21 protein-coding genes are annotated in these 20,617 nt (G+C 66.4%); 14 read left to right on the top strand and 7 right to left on the bottom strand.

Going from position 1 to position 20,617, the window contains the following annotated elements:
• The first annotated feature begins 49 nt into the window (after window positions 1-49).
• Window positions 50-1,192 carry a mannitol-1-phosphate 5-dehydrogenase gene (locus RH857_RS02055; RefSeq protein ID WP_310536309.1) on the top strand — a complete coding sequence of 381 codons (1,143 nt, stop codon included), beginning with the start codon at window positions 50-52 and terminating at the stop codon, window positions 1,190-1,192.
• A gap of 82 nt (window positions 1,193-1,274) precedes the next feature.
• On the opposite strand, the gene RH857_RS02050 is transcribed toward RH857_RS02055, so the two are convergent.
• Genes RH857_RS02050 through RH857_RS02040 form a run of 3 tightly spaced genes read right to left on the bottom strand, consistent with a single transcriptional unit; the run spans window position 1,275 to window position 5,097 of the window.
• Entirely contained in the window at window positions 1,275-3,305 is a 2,031-nt protein-coding gene (locus RH857_RS02050; protein ID WP_310536308.1) for a PTS fructose transporter subunit IIABC, read from the bottom strand.
• Between the two features lie 17 nt (window positions 3,306-3,322).
• Entirely contained in the window at window positions 3,323-4,303 is a 981-nt protein-coding gene (locus RH857_RS02045) for a 1-phosphofructokinase family hexose kinase (RefSeq protein ID WP_310536307.1), read from the bottom strand.
• Window positions 4,300-5,097 carry a DeoR/GlpR family DNA-binding transcription regulator gene (locus tag RH857_RS02040; protein ID WP_310536306.1) on the bottom strand — a complete coding sequence of 266 codons (798 nt, stop codon included), beginning with the start codon at window positions 5,095-5,097 and terminating at the stop codon, window positions 4,300-4,302. The genes RH857_RS02045 and RH857_RS02040 overlap by 4 nt, the downstream gene beginning before the upstream one ends.
• A gap of 414 nt (window positions 5,098-5,511) precedes the next feature.
• On the opposite strand from RH857_RS02040, the gene rplM reads away from it, so the two are divergent.
• The 3 genes from rplM (at window position 5,512) to glmM (ending at window position 7,949) form a co-directional block, all read left to right on the top strand.
• Window positions 5,512-5,955 (top strand): 50S ribosomal protein L13, encoded by a 444-nt coding sequence (rplM, locus tag RH857_RS02035; RefSeq protein ID WP_310536305.1) that lies wholly within the window; start codon window positions 5,512-5,514, stop codon window positions 5,953-5,955.
• A gap of 40 nt (window positions 5,956-5,995) precedes the next feature.
• A complete protein-coding gene (rpsI, locus tag RH857_RS02030) occupies window positions 5,996-6,496 on the top strand; it encodes a 30S ribosomal protein S9 (RefSeq protein ID WP_310536304.1) in 501 nt (166 codons plus the stop codon).
• 100 nt (window positions 6,497-6,596) lie between these two features.
• Window positions 6,597-7,949: a phosphoglucosamine mutase gene (gene glmM, locus RH857_RS02025; RefSeq protein WP_310536303.1), complete on the top strand. Its 1,353-nt coding sequence runs from the start codon at window positions 6,597-6,599 to the stop codon at window positions 7,947-7,949.
• Between the two features lie 102 nt (window positions 7,950-8,051).
• Here the strand turns inward: glmM and mscL are convergent, their stop codons facing one another.
• The 4 genes from mscL to coaA are packed head-to-tail and all read right to left on the bottom strand — an operon-like array spanning window position 8,052 to window position 11,547.
• Window positions 8,052-8,591 (bottom strand): large conductance mechanosensitive channel protein MscL, encoded by a 540-nt coding sequence (mscL, locus tag RH857_RS02020; RefSeq protein ID WP_310536302.1) that lies wholly within the window; start codon window positions 8,589-8,591, stop codon window positions 8,052-8,054.
• A gap of 17 nt (window positions 8,592-8,608) precedes the next feature.
• On the bottom strand, window positions 8,609-9,553 hold the full coding sequence (locus RH857_RS02015) for a M15 family metallopeptidase (protein ID WP_310536301.1): 945 nt from the start codon (window positions 9,551-9,553) through the stop codon (window positions 8,609-8,611).
• A gap of 24 nt (window positions 9,554-9,577) precedes the next feature.
• Entirely contained in the window at window positions 9,578-10,558 is a 981-nt protein-coding gene (locus RH857_RS02010; protein WP_310536300.1) for a M15 family metallopeptidase, read from the bottom strand.
• A gap of 2 nt (window positions 10,559-10,560) precedes the next feature.
• Window positions 10,561-11,547 carry a type I pantothenate kinase gene (gene coaA, locus RH857_RS02005; protein WP_310536317.1) on the bottom strand — a complete coding sequence of 329 codons (987 nt, stop codon included), beginning with the start codon at window positions 11,545-11,547 and terminating at the stop codon, window positions 10,561-10,563.
• A 230-nt stretch (window positions 11,548-11,777) separates the two neighbouring features.
• Between coaA and glmS the strand changes: the two genes are divergently transcribed.
• The 10 genes from glmS to tsaD all read left to right on the top strand — a co-directional run bounded on the left by glmS (window position 11,778) and on the right by tsaD (window position 20,568).
• Window positions 11,778-13,643, top strand: coding sequence for a glutamine--fructose-6-phosphate transaminase (isomerizing) (gene glmS / locus RH857_RS02000; RefSeq protein WP_310536299.1), 1,866 nt, complete (start codon window positions 11,778-11,780; stop codon window positions 13,641-13,643).
• An 88-nt stretch (window positions 13,644-13,731) separates the two neighbouring features.
• On the top strand, window positions 13,732-14,082 hold the full coding sequence (locus RH857_RS01995; RefSeq protein WP_310536298.1) for a holo-ACP synthase: 351 nt from the start codon (window positions 13,732-13,734) through the stop codon (window positions 14,080-14,082).
• Window positions 14,079-14,357 (top strand): hypothetical protein, encoded by a 279-nt coding sequence (locus RH857_RS01990; protein WP_310536297.1) that lies wholly within the window; start codon window positions 14,079-14,081, stop codon window positions 14,355-14,357. Before RH857_RS01995 ends, RH857_RS01990 begins: the two co-directional genes overlap by 4 nt.
• A gap of 83 nt (window positions 14,358-14,440) precedes the next feature.
• The gene (locus RH857_RS01985) at window positions 14,441-15,913 is read left to right on the top strand and encodes an NAD(P)H-hydrate dehydratase (protein ID WP_310536296.1); all 1,473 of its coding nucleotides are present in this window, start codon (window positions 14,441-14,443) and stop codon (window positions 15,911-15,913) included.
• A complete protein-coding gene (locus RH857_RS01980) occupies window positions 15,910-16,296 on the top strand; it encodes a hypothetical protein (protein ID WP_310536295.1) in 387 nt (128 codons plus the stop codon). Before RH857_RS01985 ends, RH857_RS01980 begins: the two co-directional genes overlap by 4 nt.
• A 29-nt stretch (window positions 16,297-16,325) precedes the next feature.
• A complete protein-coding gene (alr, locus tag RH857_RS01975) occupies window positions 16,326-17,501 on the top strand; it encodes an alanine racemase (protein ID WP_310536294.1) in 1,176 nt (391 codons plus the stop codon).
• A gap of 8 nt (window positions 17,502-17,509) precedes the next feature.
• On the top strand, window positions 17,510-18,127 hold the full coding sequence (gene tsaE / locus RH857_RS01970; protein WP_310536293.1) for a tRNA (adenosine(37)-N6)-threonylcarbamoyltransferase complex ATPase subunit type 1 TsaE: 618 nt from the start codon (window positions 17,510-17,512) through the stop codon (window positions 18,125-18,127).
• A gap of 73 nt (window positions 18,128-18,200) precedes the next feature.
• A complete protein-coding gene (gene tsaB / locus RH857_RS01965) occupies window positions 18,201-18,923 on the top strand; it encodes a tRNA (adenosine(37)-N6)-threonylcarbamoyltransferase complex dimerization subunit type 1 TsaB (RefSeq protein ID WP_310536292.1) in 723 nt (240 codons plus the stop codon).
• Complete coding sequence (rimI, locus tag RH857_RS01960; RefSeq protein WP_310536291.1) at window positions 18,920-19,471, top strand: ribosomal protein S18-alanine N-acetyltransferase; 552 nt, start codon at window positions 18,920-18,922, stop codon at window positions 19,469-19,471. Before tsaB ends, rimI begins: the two co-directional genes overlap by 4 nt.
• The gene (gene tsaD / locus RH857_RS01955) at window positions 19,468-20,568 is read left to right on the top strand and encodes a tRNA (adenosine(37)-N6)-threonylcarbamoyltransferase complex transferase subunit TsaD (RefSeq protein WP_310536290.1); all 1,101 of its coding nucleotides are present in this window, start codon (window positions 19,468-19,470) and stop codon (window positions 20,566-20,568) included. The genes rimI and tsaD overlap by 4 nt, the downstream gene beginning before the upstream one ends.
• The last annotated feature ends 49 nt before the right edge of the window (window positions 20,569-20,617 follow it).

The raw sequence follows: 20,617 nt of genomic DNA, 5'->3' as shown, positions 1-20,617 counted from the left end.
TCCGGCACACCTGTTCGGAGCACCAATCGTTGAAGGACGTGGAGTTGATATGAAAGCTGTTCATTTCGGAGCCGGAAACATCGGCCGCGGTTTTGTGGGGTTGCTGCTGCATGAGGGTGGCTACGAGGTGGTGTTCTCCGACGTGGCAGCACCGCTCGTGCAGGCCCTGCAGGAGGCTGAGTCCTACACCGTCCATGAGGTGGGCGAGGGCGGGCAGGACCGTACGGTCACCAATTTCCGTGCGGTCAACAGCGCCGAGGACCCGCAGTCCGTCGCCGCTGAGGTGGCCAGCGCAGAGGTGGTGACCACCGCCGTGGGACCGACCATCCTGAAATTCATCGCTCCCCACATCCTGGCGGGGCTGCGCGAGCGCTCCCCCGAGGCCGTCCCGCTGCAGGTCATGGCGTGTGAGAACGCGATCGGAGCCACCGACACCCTGCGAGTGCACCTGCGCGAGCTCGCCGGGGACGAGTGGGATGAGCTGGCGCCTCGGGCCGTTTTCGCCAACACTGCGGTGGACCGCATCGTGCCCGGCCAGCCGGCTGAGGGCGGTATCAACGTCACGGTCGAGCCCTTCTTCGAGTGGGCTATTGAACAGGGAGCCTTCGGCGGCAACCTGCCCCTTATTCCCGGTGCGCACTTCGTAGACGAGCTTGGCCCTTACATCGAGCGCAAACTCTTCACCGTCAACACGGGACACGCCACCGCCGCGTACCTGGGAGTGCAGGCCGGGATCGAGAAGATCGCTGATGCACTAGCCGATGAGCAGGTCGCCGCCGGAGTCGTCAGGGCCCTAGAGGAGACCTCGGGGTTGCTCGTGGCCAAGCACGGCTTCAGCGTCGAGGAAATGGCAACCTACCGCAGCACCATCCTGGACCGCTTCCGCAATCCCGCGCTGCCTGACACCGTGGACCGTGTGGGCCGCCAGCCGCTGCGCAAGCTCTCGCGCCACGAGCGTCTCATCGGGCCTGCTGCGGAGGCCGCTGAGCGGGGGCTCCCCGTGGACGGGCTGCTCGACGCCGTCAGCGCAGCACTCGCGTTTGACCTGGAGTCTGATGAGCAGGCCGTGGAGATGAAGGGACTGCTCGCAGAGGTCAACGCAGAGGCTTTCACGGAGAAGGTCACCGGGCTGACCTCCGCGCACCCGCTCTTCGCCCGCGTCGCAGAACGCGTGGAGGCTGCTCGGCGCTAGTCCTTCCCCGGCCAACGACGGCGCCCCCTCCAGTTCCCTCATCGGGGACCGGACGGGGCGCCGTCGTCGTCATGGTGCCTTCTCAGGCTGCTACCGACTGGGTCTTGCGAACCCAGCGCTTGAGGGCGATCACGGTAGCGGCCGTGACCACGGCTCCGATCAGCACGGAAACGGCAAAGAGTGCGAAGCTGTCGATCGCAAAGGGCACGAAGACACCGCCGTGTGGTGCGAACGAGGTGACTCCGAAGCTCATGGTCAGGGCGCCCGTCACGGCGCCGCCGAGCATAGAGGCTGGGAGCACACGAAGCGGGTCCGCGGCGGCGAAGGGGATGGCGCCCTCGGAGATGAAGGCGGCCCCCAGCAGCACGGCGGTCTTGCCGTTCTCCCGCTCCGCGGTGCTGAACAGTCGACGGTCCACGAAGGTAGCCAGCGCCATTCCCAGCGGTGGCACCATGCCTGCGGCCATGACGGTGGCCATGATCATCAGCGGGGCGGAGCTTCCGGCAGCCACAGCGCCGGACACGCCGGCGACGGCGAAGGAGTAGGCCACCTTATTCACCGGGCCTCCGAGATCAATGCACATCATGAGGCCAAGAATGACGCCCAGCAGTACGGCGGCGGAGCCGGTCATGCCCTCGAGCCAGCCTTCCAGTGCACCCGTCAGCGCGGCGATCGGACCACCGAGAACCAGCAGCATCAGACCCGCCGCGACCACGGTTCCCACCAGCGGGATAATGACCACCGGCATGAGCCCGGCCAGCCACCGGGGGACGTCCAGCCGGCGGAAGCCGTAGGCGACCCCGCCGGCAAGCACGCCGCCGACGATGCCGCCGATGAAGCCGGCGTCCATGCTCAGAGCCACAGCACCGGCGGTGAAACCGGGAGCGATGCCGGGACGGTCCCCCATGCCGTAGGCGATATAGCCGGCAAGGGCGGGCACGAGGAAGCCCATAGCGGCGCCGCCGATGGTGAAGAACACCGCGCCCAAGTAGGCCCCGAGCGGGCCGAAGAGACCGTGGAAGGGCTGGGGAAGATCAGCCTCGGAGGGAAGGTCCCACAGCGTACTCCCGAAGACCAGGTCATCAGCCGTGTCGGTGATGTTGTACCCGCCGAAGAGGAACCCCAGCGCGATGAGGAGACCGCCTGCGGCCACAAAGGGAATCATGTAGCTCACGCCGGTCATCAGGACGCGCTGGACACTGCGGCCGAAGCTCTCCCGCTCGGTGTCTGCTGTAGTGTTCCCGCTCTCCGCACTGTCGGACTCGACGCGTCGAGCCTGAGGGTCTGAGGAGGCGCGCAGCGCCTCCTCCAGCAGCTGGTCAGGCTCATCGATGCCCCGTTTGACGCGCGAAGCGACTACCGGCTTTCCAGCGAACCGGTGCTTCTCCCGGACATCGACGTCGGCAGCGAAGATGACGGCGTCTGCGGCGGCGATGACAGAGGAGCTCAGGGGAGTGGATCCTGCGGAGCCCTGGGTCTCCACCTGCAGGTCGATGCCCCGGGCTGCGGCCGCCTTCTTGAGGGAGTCTGCCGCCATGTAGGTGTGGGCGATGCCAGTGGGGCAGGCGGTGACTGCCACCAGGTGGGGGACTGCACCGTCTGCGGTCTTGGCCGCAGAGGAGGAGGGTGTGCTCTCGGTCGTCTCGGAGGCGGCCGGTTCCTGGCTGGGGGCTACGGCCGACTCCACCAGCTCCACCACCTCGGAGGGGTCGGAGGCGCTGCGCAGCGAGGCGACGAACTTGTCTTGCATGAGCCCGGTGGCCAAGGCGGAGAGGATCTTCAGGTGGTCCTGGCTTGCGGTCTCCGGAACGGCGATGAGAAACACCAGATCTGCAGGACCGTCCGGAGAGCCGAAGTCAGCAGCCTCGGCCAGCCGTGCGAATGCCAGGGTGGGGGCCTCCACAGCCGAAGTCCTGCAGTGTGGGATGGCGAAGCCGCCTGGCATGCCCGTGGCAGACTTTTCCTCCCGTGCCCAGGCTGCGGAGGCCAGGCTTTCCGGATCATTCGTCCGACCCGCTGCGGCGACCTGCTGGGCCATCGCCCGGATAATCTCTCGCGGCGGCGCCGTCGCGAGAGCATCCAAGCTGACCAGCTCTTCAGTGATGATGGCCATTGATCTGTCCTTTGCTACTAGAGAGTGAGCTCTTCGACGACGACGTCGCTGAGCCGGAGGTCTTCGGGGCCGGGCATGGTGGAGCCCGGCAGTGAGGCGGCTGCCCGCCCCTGGGCCATAGCGTGGCGGAGACACTCGGAGGCGGTGGCGCCGCGCTCATGCGCGGAAAGGAAGCCCGCCAAGGAGGCGTCGCCCGCTCCCACGGTGCTGCGGACCACCAGCGGCGGGCCTGAGGCGGCAAGCACCGGCTCGGAAGGATTCGCGGGCACAAAGACCGCGCCGTGTCTTCCCAGGGTGACCAGCGCTGCCCGGATGCCGTGGGCCTGCAGGGCCCGGACCAGCCGTGCCACCTCCTGCTTGCTTCCCTCCAGCTCAGCGGCTGTCAGGCGGGGGACTTGATGGGCTCCCAGGAGGCGACCTGCCACCTCCTTCAGCTCCTCCGCATTGGGCTTGATGAGGTCCGGGGAGCCTGCCGCAGCCCGCACCAGGGCGTCGCCGGAAGCATCTACAGCAACAAGCGCCGGGGCAGATGCGCGGCGCACCTGCCCAATGGTCCGCTGGTAGAAGTCTGCGGGGAGCCCGGGTGGAAGGGAGCCCGCCATGGCGATCCAGGAGGCACCGGCGGCCTCCCGGAGAATCAACGCGGTGAAATCCGCAGCATGCTGAGGGCTCAGCCGCGGACCGAGTTCGTTGATCTTAGTGGTGATGCCCTGAGGATCGGTCACGGCGATATTGGTTCGCAGCGGCTGCCCCAGCGTGATGCTGCGGTGAGGGACCGCAAGCTCATGGAGCGCGCTGATCACAGGGTCGGAGGGGTCGCCGGGAAGCAGGGCCAGGGTGGCATCACCGGCGGCGGCCAGTGCGCGTGCAATGTTGACGCCTTTGCCGCCGGGTTCTGCGTGCTGACCCGTGGCGCGTTGAACCTGGCCCACGGCCAGCGGACCGCTGAGCTCCACGGTTTTGTCCAGACTGGGGTTCGGCGTCACTGTCACGATCATGAGGCCACCACCACACGGACCTCTGCTTCGGTCAGCGCCTGAGCCAGAGAGCCCTGCGGAGCCGCGTCGGTGATCAGGACGTCAATGTCCTCCAAACGGGCAAACTGCACCAACGAGGTGCGCCCGAGCTTTGAGGAGTCAGCGAGGACGACCCGCTGCCGACCTGCCTCGAGCAGGGCCGTCTTGACCGCGGCTTCAGCAGTGTCCGGGGTGCTCAGCCCGAAGGTTGAGTCCACCCCGTTGGTTCCAAGGAAGACGACGTCGGCCCGTCGTCGCTGCAGGGCCGTAGCGGTCTGTGCCCCGACGGCGGCACCGGTGATCCCCCGGATGCTGCCGCCGAGGATCTCCACCTCGATGCCGGGCGAGCTGCTGAGCTTCTGAGCGATCGGCAGAGCGTTGGTGATGAGGAATCGATGTGAGTCGGGTCCGGCCACAGTGCCGGGCGCCATCAGGTCTGCCAGCGCTTCGGTGGTGGTACCGGCGTCGATGATCATGGAGCCGCCCGCGGCGGGAGGCAGGAATGCCAGGGCCGCTTCAGCGATGCGCAGTTTCTCCTGAGCATGGCGGCTGAGCCGCTCCTGGAGTGAGCTTTCCGCCCGGGAAGAGGCGGAGGAGGGCACCGCGCCGCCGTGGATACGACGCAGGGAACCCTCCGTTTCCAGCTGGTCCAGATCGCGGCGCACTGTTTCACGGGTCACGCCGAGATGGTCGGCGAGCTGCTGCACGCTCACGGTGCCCTCACGGCCCAAAAGGCTGAGGATCCGTTCGTGTCTCTCCGGGGCCAGAAGAGGCATGGGAAGTCTCTTTTCGAGGTCAGAAAGTGCTTCAGGCCACATGTCTGTGGGTTTAGCCGCACTTTATCTGCGTTTATCTGCGTTTCGCAACAATGGCGTGTCGACGTCGTCGACGGATCGAGGGAGGGGTATGCAGGCGTGATTGCTCCCGAGCGGGGCCCCGGGTATAGTTGTGGGTTGTTGTGCGTGTCCACCCCTGCGTGGTTTCGTGTCGAGGCGGCTCAGTTGCATGGCCACATGCCTCCGCGGATACGGAAGGGGAGCTACGGGCCCGGCCTCTCTTCAGTCCTCACCTGAAGAGCCGGATTGCGCACCCGCAAAGAGAACGCAGGTTCTCCATGACGCAGTGCATCTCACACACTGTTGCTCGTGGAAGATCTGCACCGTAGAACACCGACCGTAAGGCATACCAACGTGCGTACGTACACCCCCAAGAACGGCGACGCCGACGCGCAGTGGCACATCATCGATGCCACTGACGTGGTCCTGGGCCGCCTTGCCAGCCAGGCTGCAACCCTGCTGCGCGGCAAGCACAAGCCGACCTTTGCTCCGCACCAGGACATGGGCGACTTCGTCATCATCATCAATGCAGAGAAGGTCGCCGTCACCGGCGACAAGGCCTCCAAGAAGCGCTACTGGCGCCACTCCGGGTTCCCCGGCGGCATCAAGTCCATCACCTTCGAGGACATGATTCAGCGCTACCCCACCCGCGCCGTGGAGCAGGCTGTGAAGGGCATGCTGCCCCACAACAAGCTCGGCGCCGCGCAGCTGAAGAAGCTGCGCGTCTACGCCGGCAGCGAGCACCCTCACGCTGCTCAGCAGCCCAAGCCCTTTGAGATCACCCAGGTCGCTCAGTAGTCCTGGCCACCGCACAACTTAGGAACTTTTAAGGAGAACCGTGGCTCAGAACACTGAAGAGCTCACCGAGACCGAGGAGCTGACCAGCTACACCTCGGAATCCGCCCCCGCCATCGAGACCGAGGACGCCGCCTCCGAGCGTGCCCCCCTCACCGTTCCCGGCGCAGCAATCGGTCGCCGCAAGCGCGCCCGTGCCCGCGTCCGTCTGGTGCCCGGCACCGGCAAGTGGACCATCAACGGCCGCAGCCTGGAGGACTACTTCCCCAACAAGCTGCACCAGCAGGAGGTCAACGACCCCTTCACCCTGCTGGGCCTGGAAGGCGCCTACGACGTCATCGCCCGTATCGACGGCGGTGGCCCCTCGGGTCAGTCCGGTGCCCTGCGCCTGGGCATCTCCCGCGCGCTCAACGGCATCGACCGTGACCACAACCGCCCGGCCCTGAAGAAGGCCGGCTTCCTCACCCGCGACGCTCGCGCCGTGGAGCGGAAGAAGGCAGGTCTGAAGAAGGCCCGCAAGGCCCCGCAGTACTCCAAGCGCTGATTCTCCGCTTCGCGGACGATTACAGCTTCATACCGAAAATCCCCGCCGGGTTTGTCCCGGCGGGGATTTTTGCTGTTCGGCCGTTAGACTCAAATCCAATATGACCAGATTATTCGGCACTGATGGGGTCCGCGGTGTGGCTAATGGGCTGCTGACCGCCGACCTGGCACTGAAGCTCTCCCAGGCCGCAGCGGTGGTGCTGGGGCACCGTCGCACCGCCGAGGACAGGCGGCCTGTGGCCGTAGTAGCTCGTGATCCTCGGGTCTCCGGCGAGTTCCTGGCCTCCGCGGTGGAGGCTGGTTTGGCCTCGTCGGGGGTTGATGTCTATGACGCCGGTGTTCTTCCCACTCCGGCCGCGGCATTCCTTGTAGCGGACTTCGGGGCAGACTTCGGCGTGATGATCTCAGCCTCCCACAACCCGGCTGCGGATAACGGGATCAAGTTCCTGGGGCGGGGCGGGCATAAGCTCGATGACGCCGTGGAGGACGAGATCGAGGCTCAGATGGCTCAGGCCCCCCTGCGGCCCACCGGCGCGGAGGTGGGCCGGGTCAAGCGGTTCTCCGATGCCGAAGACCGGTACGTGGTGCATCTGCTGAAGTCCCTGGGTGCTACCAGCTTGGAGGGCCTGAAGGTGGTGCTGGACTGCGCTCACGGCGCCGCCTCAGGGTGTTCACCGGAGGCTTTTGCTGCTGCCGGTGCCCAAGTGGTGGTGATCGGTGCTGAGCCGGATGGGATCAACATCAATGATGGCTATGGCTCCACCCACCTGGAGAATCTGCAGGCGGCAGTCCTGGAGCATTCCGCGGATCTGGGGATCGCGCATGACGGGGACGCCGATCGCTGTCTGGCGGTGGATCATACCGGTGAGGTGATCGATGGTGATCAGATCATGGCGGTGCTGGCGATCGCGTTGAAGGAGTCCGGGACTCTGAAGGATGACACCCTGGTGGTCACCGTGATGAGCAATCTGGGGTTGAAGCTGGGGATGGCGAAGGCTGGGATCAGCCTGATTGAGACCGCGGTGGGGGACCGGTATGTGCTTGAGGGCATGCGTACCGGGGGCTATTCTCTGGGCGGTGAGCAGTCGGGTCACCTGATCTTCAGTGAGTTCGCGACCACTGGTGATGGTGTGCTGACCGGGCTGCAGCTGGCAGCCCGGGTCGCAGCGACCGGCAAGACGTTGAAGGAGCTGGCAGCTGAGGCCATGACCAGGCTGCCGCAGGTGCTGATCAATGTCGGTGGGGTGGATAAGGCCAGGGTGAAGACCCATGAGGCGGTCCAGGCGGCGGTGGCTTCGGTGGAGTCCCGTCTGGGGGCCTCTGGTCGGGTGCTGCTGCGTCCTTCGGGCACGGAGCCGGTGGTGCGGGTGATGATCGAGGCGCAGACCGCTGAGCTTGCCCAGTCTGAGGCTCAGGCCCTGGCCGAGGTGGTCAAAGCAGAACTCGCCCTCTGACGTCCGGGAGCCTTCCCGGAACCAGATCGATACTCACAAGGAAGCCCGCCCCACTCCTGTTAGCCAGGAGGGGCGGGCTTCCTTGTCGGTCAGCGCGGAGCGTCAGTCCTTGCCCCAGACGATATTGCGGGCCTTGCCGAAGAGTCCGGCGTTCTTCTCCGCCTCCTCAGCAGCTTTGGCCTCATCTTCGGCCCGGCGCTCAGCCTCTACGAGGCTGGCGATGTAGGCCGGGTTGGTGACCTCAGTCTGCGCCTTGAGCTGGTCACGGATCTCGCGGAGCAGCAGCACGTTCTCCTCCGGCTCCTCCTCGGGCTCGCCGAACTTCTTGTTCCGGGCCTCAATCATCTTGTTCATGGGCAGGATGACGAAGAAGTAGATCGCTGCCGCGATCAGCAGGAAGTTGACGGTGGCCGTTGCCAGCACGCCGAACCGCATGGGCGGGCCCTCCATCCCCGGCAGGGTGATGGCCCACAGATAGTTCAGGTCGGGTTCCTGCCCACCCACCAGCTGGGCAATGAGGGGCATGAGAATGCTGTCCACCAGCGCGTTGACGATGCCGGTGAAGGCCGCACCGAGCACGACTGCGACCGCAAGATCGATGACATTGCCCTGTTTGATGAACTGGAAGAATCCCTTAAGCATGCGGCCAGTCTACGGCTCTAGGGCGTGTAGTTCAGCTGTTCGGGCAGAGGTTCTTCCTCCGGATAGTCCTGCACCGGGGGCTGGTCCCAGAACTCCTCCAGAGTCAGGCCCGACTCGTGAACCGCGGTGGCACTCTCCACCCCCAGGTACCGCAGGTGCCATGGTTCGTAGGGGAACCCGGTGATGTCCTCCTGCCCGCGGGGGTAACGGATGATGAATCCGTAGGTGTGCGCGTTCTCCGCGAGCCAGCGTCCCTCGGGGGTGTCGCTGAAGCACTCGGAGAGAATGCAGTCCATGTGGTCCCAGGACAGCAGATCCGCGGCCAGGCCGCTCTGGTGCTCGGAGTACCCCGGACGGGAGTGATAGACGTCGGCCCCTTGAGTGCCTAGCCGCCGGTGCGCCTCGGAGTACACCTCCACCTGATAGTCATAGGACCGGTAACCGCTGGCCAGCGCGAGGTTCGGATAGCTCTCCTGCGCCTCGGCGAACAGTGCCTCCAGCGCGTCAGCGGCCTCCTCGCGCAGAGCGATACCCTCCCGATTGGCCGGAACATCCGGGACCACCAGGTCCTGCGGCTCCCAGTCGTGAAGCGGATGGCTTCGATTGACCAGCACAGAGATCGACTCGGGGTCCAGATTCACGGCTGGATCGAAGCTGCGCTCATCCGTGAAGGAATCTGCCTCCGCCGAATCGGCTCCCTCCTCGCCGTCGGCACCTGCCTCATCACTCCGCTGGGGAGACCCGGGGCGCTCAGATGACGACGACGGCGTTCCCGCCGCCTCACCGGACTCAGACTTCTGCGTCTGGCCCCCTGGAGAGGGTTCCTGCTGCCCGGGCGGGGTGCCGGCGTCGTCGTCGTTCCCAGCGCCGCAGGCGCCCAGCATCAAGGAAGAGACTGCGAGGCAGGTCAGCAGAGCCGCTGGCGGCGCGGTGCGGAGCGGGGAGGCCTGGGCGCGAGACATGTTCTCACCCTAACCAGTGCGTGCTCAGGCGCCGGGCAGGGGAGCCGGTCCGTGGAGCAGATGATCGGGATGGGGCTCCGGATCCTCGTAGTCCGGGGCCGGCGGCTGATCCCAGTACTCCTCCAGGGTCAGTCCGGCCTCATAGACCTCAGTGGCGGTCTCCACCCCCACATAGCGCAGATGCCACGGTTCGTACGGGTAGCCGGTGATGTGCTCCATGTCCTCCAGGTAGCGGACGATGAAGCCATGGGTGTGGGCGTTCTCCGCAACCCACTGTCCCTCCGGGGTGTCGGCGAAGCATTCGCCGAGCATGCAGTCCGGATTGGCAATGCTGATGACGTCGGCGGCCAGTCCGGTTTGGTGCTCGGAGTATCCAGGGCGCGACATATAGCGGTCAGTGTCCTCGGTGCCCACCTCCGCGTGACGGGCGGAGTAGATCTGCACCTGGTAGTCGAAGGACCGGTAGCCGCTGACGAATCCCAGCACCATGTCCTCCTCCACACCTGCGGCGAAGAGCTCCTCGAGCGCGTCGGCAGCCTCTTCGCGCAGTGACATGGCCTCCTGCGGACCGTACTGCGGCACGTCCGGAACCACCAGATCCTCAGGTTCCCAGTCCATGGGCTCGAACGGGTTCTGCCGGTTGACCAGCACGTGGATCGACTCCGGATCCCAGCTGGGGTCACTGGCGCGCTCGGGCTCGGGATCCTCCGCGGGCTCGGGCTCTGCGTCAGATGCCGTCTCCCCGGGGGATCCCGCGTTCTCGGTTTCGGTGCCGGAGGCCTCTGCGGCGTCCCGGGTCTGATCAGGACCCTCAGAAGACGCGTCGTCGGAGGTGAGGGCGCCCCATAGGGCGGAGACCCCGGTGGCCACTCCCCAGCCCAGAAGCAGGAACACCGGAATGATCAGCAGCAGAGCGACGGTCCGACGACGACGCAGCACCTGCCGGCGACGCGCAGCGCGAGTCGGGCGCGGGGCGCGCGGGGATGCAGAGGAAGGAACGCTCATGGTCAGACCTTGCGCAGCAGGACACGGGAGACGCTGTGGTCCTCACCCTTGGACATCACCAGGCGGGCGCGGGAGCGGGTCGTCTGGATATTCTCCTGCAGGTTGGGTCCATTGATGCGGTCCCAGATATCCCCGGCGCGTTCGACCGCCTCTTCATCGGTCAGCGTCGCGTATTTATGGAAGTAGCTGTGCGGATCGGCGAACGCGCCGTTGCGCATCCGCATGAACCGATCCACGTACCACTGCCGGATGTGCTGGCGCTTGGCGTCCACGTAGATGGAGAAGTCGAAGAAGTCGCTCAGCGCCAGGCCCGTGGTGCCGTCCTCGCGCACCCTGGCCGGCTGGAGCACATTCAGGCCCTCCAGGATCAGCACATCGGGGCGGCGCACGACGACCTCCTCACCGGGGACGATGTCATAGATCAGGTGCGAGTACTTGGGGGCGCGAACCTCGGGGCGCCCGGACTTCACCTCGGAGACGAAACGCAGCAGCGCGCGGCGGTCGTAGGCTTCGGGGAAGCCCTTTCGCTCCATGAGGCCCCGCCGCTCAAGCTCCACGTTGGGGTAGAGGAACCCGTCAGTGGTGACCAGCTCCACCCTCGGGGTGGAAGGCCAGCGACGCAGCATCTCCTGCAGCACACGGGCAGTGGTGGACTTGCCCACCGCCACCGAACCGGCCACACCGATCACAAAAGGCGTGCGGCGGGTGTCTTCTCCGAGAAACGCGTTGGCGGCGCTGCGCAGGTGCGCGGCGGACTCCACGTAGATCGACAGGAGCCGTGACAGGGGCAGGTAGACCTGCGCGACTTCTTCCAGGGAGAGGTGTTCGCCGATGCCGCGCAGCCGATCCACGTCCTCCTGATTCAGCGGCTGCTCGATCGTGTCGGCCAAACGCGCCCAGGCGGAACGGTCCAGCTCCACGAAGGGGGAGTAATGAGCGGACTCGGCTTCGAAAGGGGGAGAGCCGGCCCACGGCGCCGTGCCGGTCACTGCGCGCGGAATAGGACCCGTGGCCGTCGTGGGCACGGATCCGTTCAGGGGATCATCAGAGAAGTGCGGTGACACACCCTCACGATATCGTCATGCGGAGCCGGCCGGAGCACACATGATCAGCGACGTCGCCGCAGGCAGCCCACGACGACGTCGTTCCCTGTCGTCCTGCCCCGTGGCCTGGGGCACATCGTGGCCGCAGAACTCGGCCGGACGGTAGTCTTGTCGCTATGTGTGGAATTGTCGGGTATATCGGCCTGCCGGAGAAGACCAGTACGCATTCTGCGTTGGATGTGCTGCTGGAGGGTCTGCGGCGTTTGGAGTACCGCGGGTATGACTCTGCGGGTGTAGCCACTGTTGCTGATGGTGTGATCGAGGGCCGGAAGAAGTCAGGCAAGCTGGCGAATCTGGTGGCTGAGATTGAGGCTGCGCCGCTGCGTGAGGCTTCTCTGGGTATTGGTCATACTCGGTGGGCGACCCATGGTGGGCCTACTGATCAGAACGCTCATCCGCATTTTGGGGATCAGGGGCGTCTGGCGGTGATTCATAACGGGATCATTGAGAACTTCGCGGAGCTGAAGCAGAAGCTGCTTGCTGCTGGTGAGGTGTTTGAGTCTGAGACTGATACTGAGGTCGCGGCGAAGCTGATTGGTCGCTATTACCGCAACGCGGGTGATCTGACTGAGGCGATGCGTCTGGCGTCCAATGAGTTGGAGGGCGCGTTCACGTTGCTGGCGGTGCATGTGGATCAGCCTGATCGTGTGGTGGCCTCGCGCCGGAACTCCCCGCTGGTAGTAGGTCTGGGTGAGGGCGAGAATTTCCTGGGCTCTGATGTGTCCGGGTTCATCGATTTCACGCGTGAGGCGGTGGAGCTGGAGCAGGATCAGATCGTGACGATCACCACTGATGATGTGGCGATCATCAACTTTGATGGGACACCGGCTGAGGGTAAGCGGTTCCATATTGACTGGGATGCTTCTGCTGCGGAGAAGGGCGGCTATGACTCTTTCATGGAGAAGGAGATCAATGAGCAGCCCAAGGCGGTGGAGGACACCCTGCTGGGTCGCACTGATGCGTCTGGTCAGCTGACTTTGGATGAGCTGCGGATTGATCCTGAGGAGCTGAAGAACACCTCGAAGATCATTGTGCTGGCCTGTGGTACGGCTGCTTATGCCGGGCATGTGGCGAAGTACGCGATTGAGCATTGGTGCCGGATCCCTGTGGAGGTGGAGCTGGCTCATGAGTTCCGGTACCGGGATCCGATCATTGATGAGAACACCCTGGTGGTCTCGATCTCCCAGTCCGGTGAGACGATGGATACCTTGATGGCGGTGCGCTACGCCAAGGAACAGGGTGCCAGGACCCTGTCGATCTGTAACACCAATGGGTCGACTATTCCGCGTGAGTCGGATGCGGTGCTGTATCTGCATGCAGGTCCGGAGATCGCGGTGGCCTCCACCAAGGCGTTCTTGGCGATGATCGCTGCCTCGTATCTGTTGGGTCTGTATCTGGCGCAGCTGCGGGGTCAGCTCTTCCGTGAGGAGATCAAGGACATTCTGGCGGATCTGCATAAGATCCCGGCGAAGATTCAGAAGATTCTGGATTCCAGTGAGGACATTAAGGCCCTGGCGCGGGCGATGAAGGATACTCCCAGTGTGTTGTTCCTGGGGCGCCATGTCGGGTTCCCGGTGGCGCTGGAAGGAGCGCTGAAGCTCAAGGAGCTGGCTTATATCCACGCGGAGGGTTTTGCTGCGGGTGAGCTTAAGCATGGTCCGATTGCTCTGATTGAGCAGGATCAGCCGGTGTTTGTGGTGGTTCCCTCTCCGCGGGGCAGGGATTCGCTGCATTCGAAGGTGGTCTCCAATATTCAGGAGGTCCGGGCCCGGGGTGCTAAGACCATCACGGTGGCCGAGGCTGGGGATGATGCGGTACGTGAGTTCTCCGAGACGGTGTTCTTTGTGCCGGAGACCTCCCCGCTGCTGATGCCGCTGCTGACCACGGTGCCGCTGCAGATATTTGCCTGCGCCCTGGCTGCGGAAAAGGGTTATGACGTGGACCAGCCGCGCAACTTGGCGAAGTCCGTCACCGTCGAGTAGCTCGTCGAAGAAACTGCAGGACAATGGCGTGAGGCCCTTGGTCGACAACGGCCAGGGGCCTCACCCCTCACGTGGAGGAGGCCAGCGCATGATTGTGGGCATCGGTGTGGATGTGGTCCTGGTGACCCGGTTCGAACACCAGCTGCGTAAGGCGCCTGCCCTGCGCGAGCGCCTCTTCACCCCAGCAGAACGACCGCTGAATACCCGGTCCCTGGCGGCACGGTTCGCTGCTAAGGAAGCCGTGGCTAAGGCTCTCGGAGCTCCCGCGGGCATGAACTGGCAGGACTGCCAGGTCGTTATGGACGCCGCCGGGGCACCGCATGTCAAGGTCACGGGCACCGTGGCAGCTGTTGCCGAGGCCAAAGGCGTGAGGCGCTGGCACCTCTCCCTCTCCCATGACGGAGACGTGGCCACTGCCATGGTGGTGGCCGAGGGATGAGAGACCGACTGGACTCGGAGGGCAGACCGCCTCTCCGCTCCGTGTTACGCGCCCGCAGCGGAGGCCCCAGCGCCCTGTGGTCCCCGTGGTGGGTGCTGCTCTACCTGGCAGCAGGCGCCGCGGCGGTGGGCAACGCTCTGCTCCGGGCGGAGGGGACCGGTTCCGGCTACTGGCTGCATGTGCTCCCCATGCTGATGATGGGGCTGATGGGCTTCCTGTTCCCAGCACTGATGCTCCACGTCACGGTCTCCTGGGTGCAGAATCGGCGGAGGTGAGCTGGATGCGCTATGAACCGGTGTGGACAGGGGCCCAGATCCACTCAGCGGAGGCTCCGCTGCTTCGGGCTGGGGAGCCCCTCATGCGTAGGGCCGCCTGGGGGCTGGCCCAGCATGTGCTGTCTCTGCTAGGCGGTCAGGCCTATGGCCGGCGGGTGGTGGGTCTCATCGGCTCGGGCAACAACGGCGGGGACGGGCTATGGGCCCTGGCCCTGCTGCGTCGCCGGGGAGTTGACGCCCGGGCCGTGCTGGTCCGTCAGAGGGCGCATCCGGAGGGTCTGGCCGCCTTCCGTGCCGCCGGGGGCCGGGTCGTGCAGGAGCTTGAGGCAGACGCCGACGTCGTCATCGACGCAATTCTTGGCACGGGCTTCCGCGGCGAGTTTCAGGCCCCTGAGTTGCCTGACCGCGCTCTTGTGGTCGCCTGCGATCTGCCCTCAGGGGTGGATGCGGATACCGGTCAGGTGCGCGGCACCGCGATCCAGGCGGACCACACGGTGACCTTCGGCGGGCTCAAGACGGGCCTGCTGGTTGGTGAGGGCGGATTACGCAGCGGTCAGCTGCACCTGGTGGATATCGGCCTAGGTCCCCAGCTGCCTCCGCCTGATGCGCACTGCGTGGCTGCCGGTGCTGCGAGAGAAACGATGGGTGAGGTGGAGGGTGACAGGGAAGCTGCACACGACACCTCCCGCACGCCTATGGATTCTGCCGATCTGCGGGAGGTTTCAGGTGCGCCCGTATCCCAGGCTGCCACCCTGCACATGAGACCTCCCGTGGGGCCGGGACCGCTGCTGCGGGGCCCAGCTCCGGGCGCGCACAAATACTCGCGTGGCACCGTGCATGTGGTGGCTGGCTCCGCCCAGTACCCCGGGGCCGCAGTCCTGAGTGTCGGTGCCACGGTCCGCACAGGGGTGGGGATGGTGACCTTCCAGACCGCGCAGCAGGCTGCGGACCGGGTGATCAGCAGCTTTCCCGAGGCGGTCGCTGCTGCCGAGCCGAGCCGGGCTTCCGCCGTCGTTGTGGGTCCCGGGTTGGGGGAGGACCCGGCCCAGCTGCTGGCGGCGCAGCAGGCCATCCGGTGGGCAGTTCAGGAGGAGACACCCTGTGTGGTCGACGCCTCCGCCCTGGCCCTGGTGCCGCAGCTGAAGCTAAGCCAGAATATCCTGCTGACCCCACATCTGGGGGAGATGCGCCGGCTGCTGCGCAGCTGCGGACACCCCGATCTGCTGGAGCTCCTGAGCACTGACCCGCTGCAGGCGGTGCGTAGCGCCGCCGAACGCCTCCAGGCCACCCTGCTGCTCAAAGGTCCGACGACGATCATCGCCTCTCCCGGCGGGACCCCGATCCTCCACCGGGGGTCGACCCCGGGGCTGGCCACGGCGGGATCAGGGGATGTGCTCGCCGGGATCCTGGGCGCTGTGACGGCCACCCAGAAAGCGCCGATCGACCAGCTGGCCGCTGCCGCGGCAGCACGGCATGTCCAGGCGGCCCGCCTACTGGACCCACACGGAACCGGCGCCTTCGGTGCCGCCCAGCTGCTGGAGGCTCTGACCGTATGAGTGCAGAGCAGCAGAGACCACCGGCCCCACAGCATCCGCCTCGCAGGGACTTTCTGGGGTCCCTGGCAGCCAACAGGCGCGGCGCCTGGGGTGAGGTCTACCTGCTCTTCGCCCTGGCCGGGATCGTTGTTTCGATAATCATGGGTTACCGTCTGGTGGACAACTTCCGGGAGGCCATGGGCGGACCCCACGGCGCGCCATCAGTAGGTGAGGTGGTGTTGTCCGGAGGGCTCATCTCTCTGGTGCTGGTGCCCGCAGCTCTGCTGGTGGCCGGGCTCATTCACCTGCTCACCTGGGCGGTGGGAGGCCCTTACCCGGGACGCCGGCTTCCGCCGGGTTCTCCCCCTCATCCCTCCTCCGGTCCCCGGGGCCCCGGATACTGAACCAGCACTGAACACGTAGAGTGGAGCCTATGAGTTTCACCGGTGCGCAGCCGAGCGCCGTCCACCCCGGATTCGAGCGGGCGGCAATCGTCGACACCGCTGCGATCAGGCACAACGTGCGCACCATCGCTGATTACGTGCGCCCTGCAAAAGTCATGGTCGCTGTGAAAGCCGACGGGTACGGCCACGGGGCGCTGACCACCGCCCAGGCTGCGCTGGAGGGCGGTGCCGACTGGCTGGGCACCGCTCATGTCACTGAAGCCCTGAGCCTGCGCCGCGCCGGCATCGAAGCGCCCATTCTGGCCTGGCTGCACACCCGCGGCACAAACTTCGCGGAGGCCATTGAGGACCACATTGACCTGGGGATCTCTGGCTGGGAGCTCGATGAGGTGGCCGCCGCTGCCAGCCGTCTGCAGACTCCTGCGCGCGTGCACCTGAAGATCGACACCGGACTCGGGCGCAACGGTGCCACCGCAGCCGCCTGGCCAGAGCTGACGCAGCGGGCCTATCGCTACCAGGAGGAGGGGCTCATCAGCGTCGACGGGATCTTCACCCATCTCGCCGTGGCCGATGAGCCGGACCGTCGCGAGACCGACGAGCAGCTGGAGGCCTACCGGCAAGCATTGGCTGTGGCTGAGGAGAACGGGATTGTCCCCGACCTGCGGCACGTGGCCAACACCCCGGCAGCGCTCTCCCGCCCGGACGCCCACTTCGACATGGTCCGTGTGGGGGTGGGGGTCTACGGGGAGAGCCCGTTCGCCGACCGCAGTGCCGCTGATCTGGGGTTGAAGCCGGCCATGGAGCTGCGCACCACGGTCGCCAACGTCAAACGGGTGCCCGCCGGCCAGGGCATCAGCTACGGGTTGACCCATCGGGTGGATGCTCCCACCGCGCTGGCGCTGATACCCCTGGGCTACGCCGACGGCATTCCGCGCATCGCGGTGCACGCGCCCGTCAGCATCAATGGTCACGTCTACCGCTCCGCAGGGCGCGTGGCCATGGATCAGTTCGTCGTAGATCTCGGCAGCGAGGACGCTCCCGTGAGTGTGGGTGACCAAGTGGTGCTCTTCGGCGGCGAGTCCGGCATCTCCGCAGCGGACTGGGGCGAGGCTGCCCACACCATCAACTACGAGATCATCACCCGCATCGGTGCGCGCGTCCCGCGGATCGTCACCGACTCCGGTGATGCGACTGAGGCTGAGTAGGAGACCGGATGACACCCTCACCCGCCGACCAGCCCGCCGAACCCCTGCCGGGGGAGCGCTGGGAGCGCCGCATCCCCCTCACCGACCTTCAGGAGACCGCGGAGTTCGCCCGGGGCCTCGCCGCTCATTTGCGCGGCGGGGACCTGCTGGTGCTGACAGGAGGTTTGGGCGCCGGCAAGACCACCTTCACCCAGTCGCTGGGAGAGGCACTGGGGGTCAGCGGTCAGATCAGCTCCCCCACCTTCGTGCTTTCGCGCATCCACCGAAGCGCCACTCAGGGGCCCGACCTGGTCCACGTGGATGCGTACCGGACCGACGCCGCGGGCCTGGAGTCCCTGGACCTACTGGCCACACTGCCTGACTCGGTCACCGTGATCGAATGGGGTCGCGGACTGGTCGAGCGCGCCCTGCTGGGAGAGTCCGGCTCCTGGATTGACCTCGAGCTTCTGGCCACCGAGCCCGAGGCCATCACCCCGGCTGTAGCGGCCGGGGAGTCTCTGGCCGCCCACGCCGCTGCGCCGCAGATCGTCACAGACTTCTCCGAAACGGAGGAAGATCTGGCGGGAACTCCGCGGACGGCGGTGCTGCGCGGCTACGGACCGCGCTGGGAGCAGCCGCCGCTGTAGCAAGCCGGCACCGTAGAGGGAGTCGGGACCAGCCAGGCGGCCTGCGCACAGACGCCTTGAGTACCATGGTGGGGTGCTTCTTGCCCTCGACACCTCCGCCGGAGCCTCCGCCGCCCTGATCCGCAGCGGAGAGGTCCTCGCCTCCTGGCGGACCGAGCAGACCAACACCCACGCCGAAGTCCTGGCCCCTGCCGTACAGAGCCTGCTTCAGGAGGCGGGCGCACAGGTGACCGCCGGAGAGATGCCGGTTGACGGCGTCGTCGTCGGAGTGGGTCCCGGGCCCTTCACCGGCCTGCGCGTGGGACTGGCGCTGGCGCAGAGCCTCGCCGAAGGCTGGGGCGTGCCGCTGCACGGAGTGTGCAGCCTGGACGCGGTGGCGCTGCATGCTGTCCAGACCAACAGCGTCTCCGGTGAGTTCCTCGTCACCACCGATGCTCGCCGCCGCGAGGTCTACTGGGCCCGGTACGAGTCCGACGACGACGGATCCCGCCTGATCGAGGGGCCCTTCGTGGGCAGCGCCTCGGAGTTGCCCGAGCTGCCTGCCGTCGGTGCAGGGGTGAGTCTGTACCCGGAGCACCTGCGTCTTCCCGATCAGGCCCCGCGGGAGGCCTCCGGCTGGATCCCGCAGGCGGCTGAGCTGGGGCTGCTGGCAGACGGTGCGCTCGCCGGTGACCTCCTGGGGGTGCTGTGCGAACCGCGCCCGCTCTACCTCAGAGAATCCGACGCCCAGATCCCTCAACAGATGGGTGCGCCCCAGCAGACGCGTGCCCCGCAGCAAACGCGGAGCACCCCATGAGCGCCGGCCACTCCGCGCGGTGGACGTTGCGTGCCATGCGGGCCGACGACGTCGCCGCAGTCCTCGACCTGGAGCGGCGCCTATTCCCGCACGATGCCTGGCCCGAGAGCTTCTTCTACGACGAACTCGCCCACGCAGAGCCCACTGTTCCCGCTGACCAGGCCACGCGCCGCTACTGGGTTGCTGAAACCGCCGAACAGGCCGGCGGCACGGCCGGGATCATCGGGTACGCCGGGATGATGTGTGTGTTGCCACTAGCTGATGTGCAGACCATCGCCGTTGCCCCCGAGGCTCAGGGGCAGGGACTCGGCAGCGCACTGCTGGAAGAGATCGAAACCGAGGCGCGGCGCCGCGGGGCTGAGGACCTTCTGCTGGAGGTCCGCGAGGACAATCCGGGCGCCCAGCGCCTGTATCTGCGCGTGGGCTTCGAACAGATCCACCGCCGCCCGCACTACTACCCCGACGGAGGCGATGCGCTCATCATGCGCAAGCACCTGGCTGATCCGAAACCCTCCACTGCTGCGAACCTGACAGGAGACGTCCGGTGAGTGCCACCGCAGCCACCGCCCAACCCCTGGTGCTGGGCATCGAAACCTCCTGCGACGAGACTGGTGTCGGCATTGTGCGCGGCACTCGACTCCTGGCCAATGAGGTGGCCTCATCCATGGAGGAGCACGTCCGCTTCGGCGGTGTCATCCCCGAGATTGCCGCACGTGCGCACCTAGAGGCCTTCACCCCGACGCTGCGGCGGGCGCTGGACACTGCCGGGGTGCAGCTGAGCGACGTCGACGCGATCGCAGTAACTGCAGGCCCCGGACTTGCCGGTGCACTTATGGTAGGGCTCTCCGCAGCCAAGGGGCTCGCGATGGCTGCGAACAAGCCGCTCTACGGGATCAACCACCTGGTGGCCCACGTGGCCGTGGGTCTGCTCTCCGACGGGGACCGCGATGCCGCGGTGGCTGCGCTGCCGCCTGATACGGGGGCGCTTCTGGTCTCCGGCGGGCACACCGAGATCCTGCGCGTGGGCTCCCTGACTGACGACGTGCAGCTGCTGGGATCCACCATCGACGACGCCGCCGGTGAAGCCTACGACAAGACGGCCCGCCTGCTGGGGCTGGGCTACCCCGGCGGTCCAGCCATCGACGCTGCAGCCGCCCAGGGCGACGGCTCAGCCTTCCGGTTCCCGCGCGGTCTGACGATGCCTAAGTTCGAAGGCAGCGCCGAGAACCCTGGCAAACACCGGCACAACTGGTCTTTCTCGGGTCTGAAGACCGCAGTGGCACGCGCCGTGGAGCAGTTCCAGGACCAGGGTCTGCCCGTGCCGGTGGCCGATATCGCGGCCAGTTTCCAGGAGGCCGTGGTGGACGTCCTGACTTCTAAGGCTGTGCGCGCATGCCGCGAGCATGGCATCACCACCCTGCTGCTGGGCGGGGGAGTGGCGGCCAACCGGCGGTTGCGACAGGTTCTCGCTGAGCGTTGCGAGGCCGCAGGGATCGAGCTGATCGTGCCGCCGATCCCGCTGTGCACCGACAACGGCGCCATGGTCGCCGCCCTGGGGGCTCAGCTTGTGGCGGCGGGGGCGGCCCCGTCGTCGTTGGCGGTCCCGGCCGACTCCTCGCAGCCGGTCGAGCGCATCAGCGTCTAGACCACCCACCGCGTTCGCACCCCACTACGGCACTGATTGCGCTGCCTAA

It is taken from the genome of Nesterenkonia flava (genome assembly GCF_031432335.1).
Taxonomy (GTDB): Bacteria; Actinomycetota; Actinomycetes; order Actinomycetales; family Micrococcaceae; genus Nesterenkonia; species Nesterenkonia flava.
Note: the sequence above shows the minus strand (reverse complement) of the source record. Positions and strands in the feature narration are given on the sequence as shown.

Excerpts from the sequence above, each read along its gene's own strand:
- RH857_RS02055 (WP_310536309.1), top strand. The coding sequence starts at position 50 with ATGAAAGCTGTTCATTTCGGAGCCGGAAACATCGGCCGCGGTTTTGTG.
- RH857_RS02050 (WP_310536308.1), bottom strand. The coding sequence starts at position 3,305 with ATGGCCATCATCACTGAAGAGCTGGTCAGCTTGGATGCTCTCGCGACG.
- RH857_RS02045 (WP_310536307.1), bottom strand. The coding sequence starts at position 4,303 with ATGATCGTGACAGTGACGCCGAACCCCAGTCTGGACAAAACCGTGGAG.
- RH857_RS02040 (WP_310536306.1), bottom strand. The coding sequence starts at position 5,097 with ATGCCTCTTCTGGCCCCGGAGAGACACGAACGGATCCTCAGCCTTTTG.
- glmM (WP_310536303.1), top strand. The coding sequence starts at position 6,597 with ATGACCAGATTATTCGGCACTGATGGGGTCCGCGGTGTGGCTAATGGG.
- mscL (WP_310536302.1), bottom strand. The coding sequence starts at position 8,591 with ATGCTTAAGGGATTCTTCCAGTTCATCAAACAGGGCAATGTCATCGAT.
- RH857_RS02015 (WP_310536301.1), bottom strand. The coding sequence starts at position 9,553 with ATGTCTCGCGCCCAGGCCTCCCCGCTCCGCACCGCGCCGCCAGCGGCT.
- RH857_RS02010 (WP_310536300.1), bottom strand. The coding sequence starts at position 10,558 with ATGAGCGTTCCTTCCTCTGCATCCCCGCGCGCCCCGCGCCCGACTCGC.
- glmS (WP_310536299.1), top strand. The coding sequence starts at position 11,778 with ATGTGTGGAATTGTCGGGTATATCGGCCTGCCGGAGAAGACCAGTACG.
- RH857_RS01995 (WP_310536298.1), top strand. The coding sequence starts at position 13,732 with ATGATTGTGGGCATCGGTGTGGATGTGGTCCTGGTGACCCGGTTCGAA.
- RH857_RS01990 (WP_310536297.1), top strand. The coding sequence starts at position 14,079 with ATGAGAGACCGACTGGACTCGGAGGGCAGACCGCCTCTCCGCTCCGTG.
- RH857_RS01985 (WP_310536296.1), top strand. The coding sequence starts at position 14,441 with ATGCGTAGGGCCGCCTGGGGGCTGGCCCAGCATGTGCTGTCTCTGCTA.
- RH857_RS01980 (WP_310536295.1), top strand. The coding sequence starts at position 15,910 with ATGAGTGCAGAGCAGCAGAGACCACCGGCCCCACAGCATCCGCCTCGC.
- alr (WP_310536294.1), top strand. The coding sequence starts at position 16,326 with ATGAGTTTCACCGGTGCGCAGCCGAGCGCCGTCCACCCCGGATTCGAG.
- tsaE (WP_310536293.1), top strand. The coding sequence starts at position 17,510 with ATGACACCCTCACCCGCCGACCAGCCCGCCGAACCCCTGCCGGGGGAG.
- rimI (WP_310536291.1), top strand. The coding sequence starts at position 18,920 with ATGAGCGCCGGCCACTCCGCGCGGTGGACGTTGCGTGCCATGCGGGCC.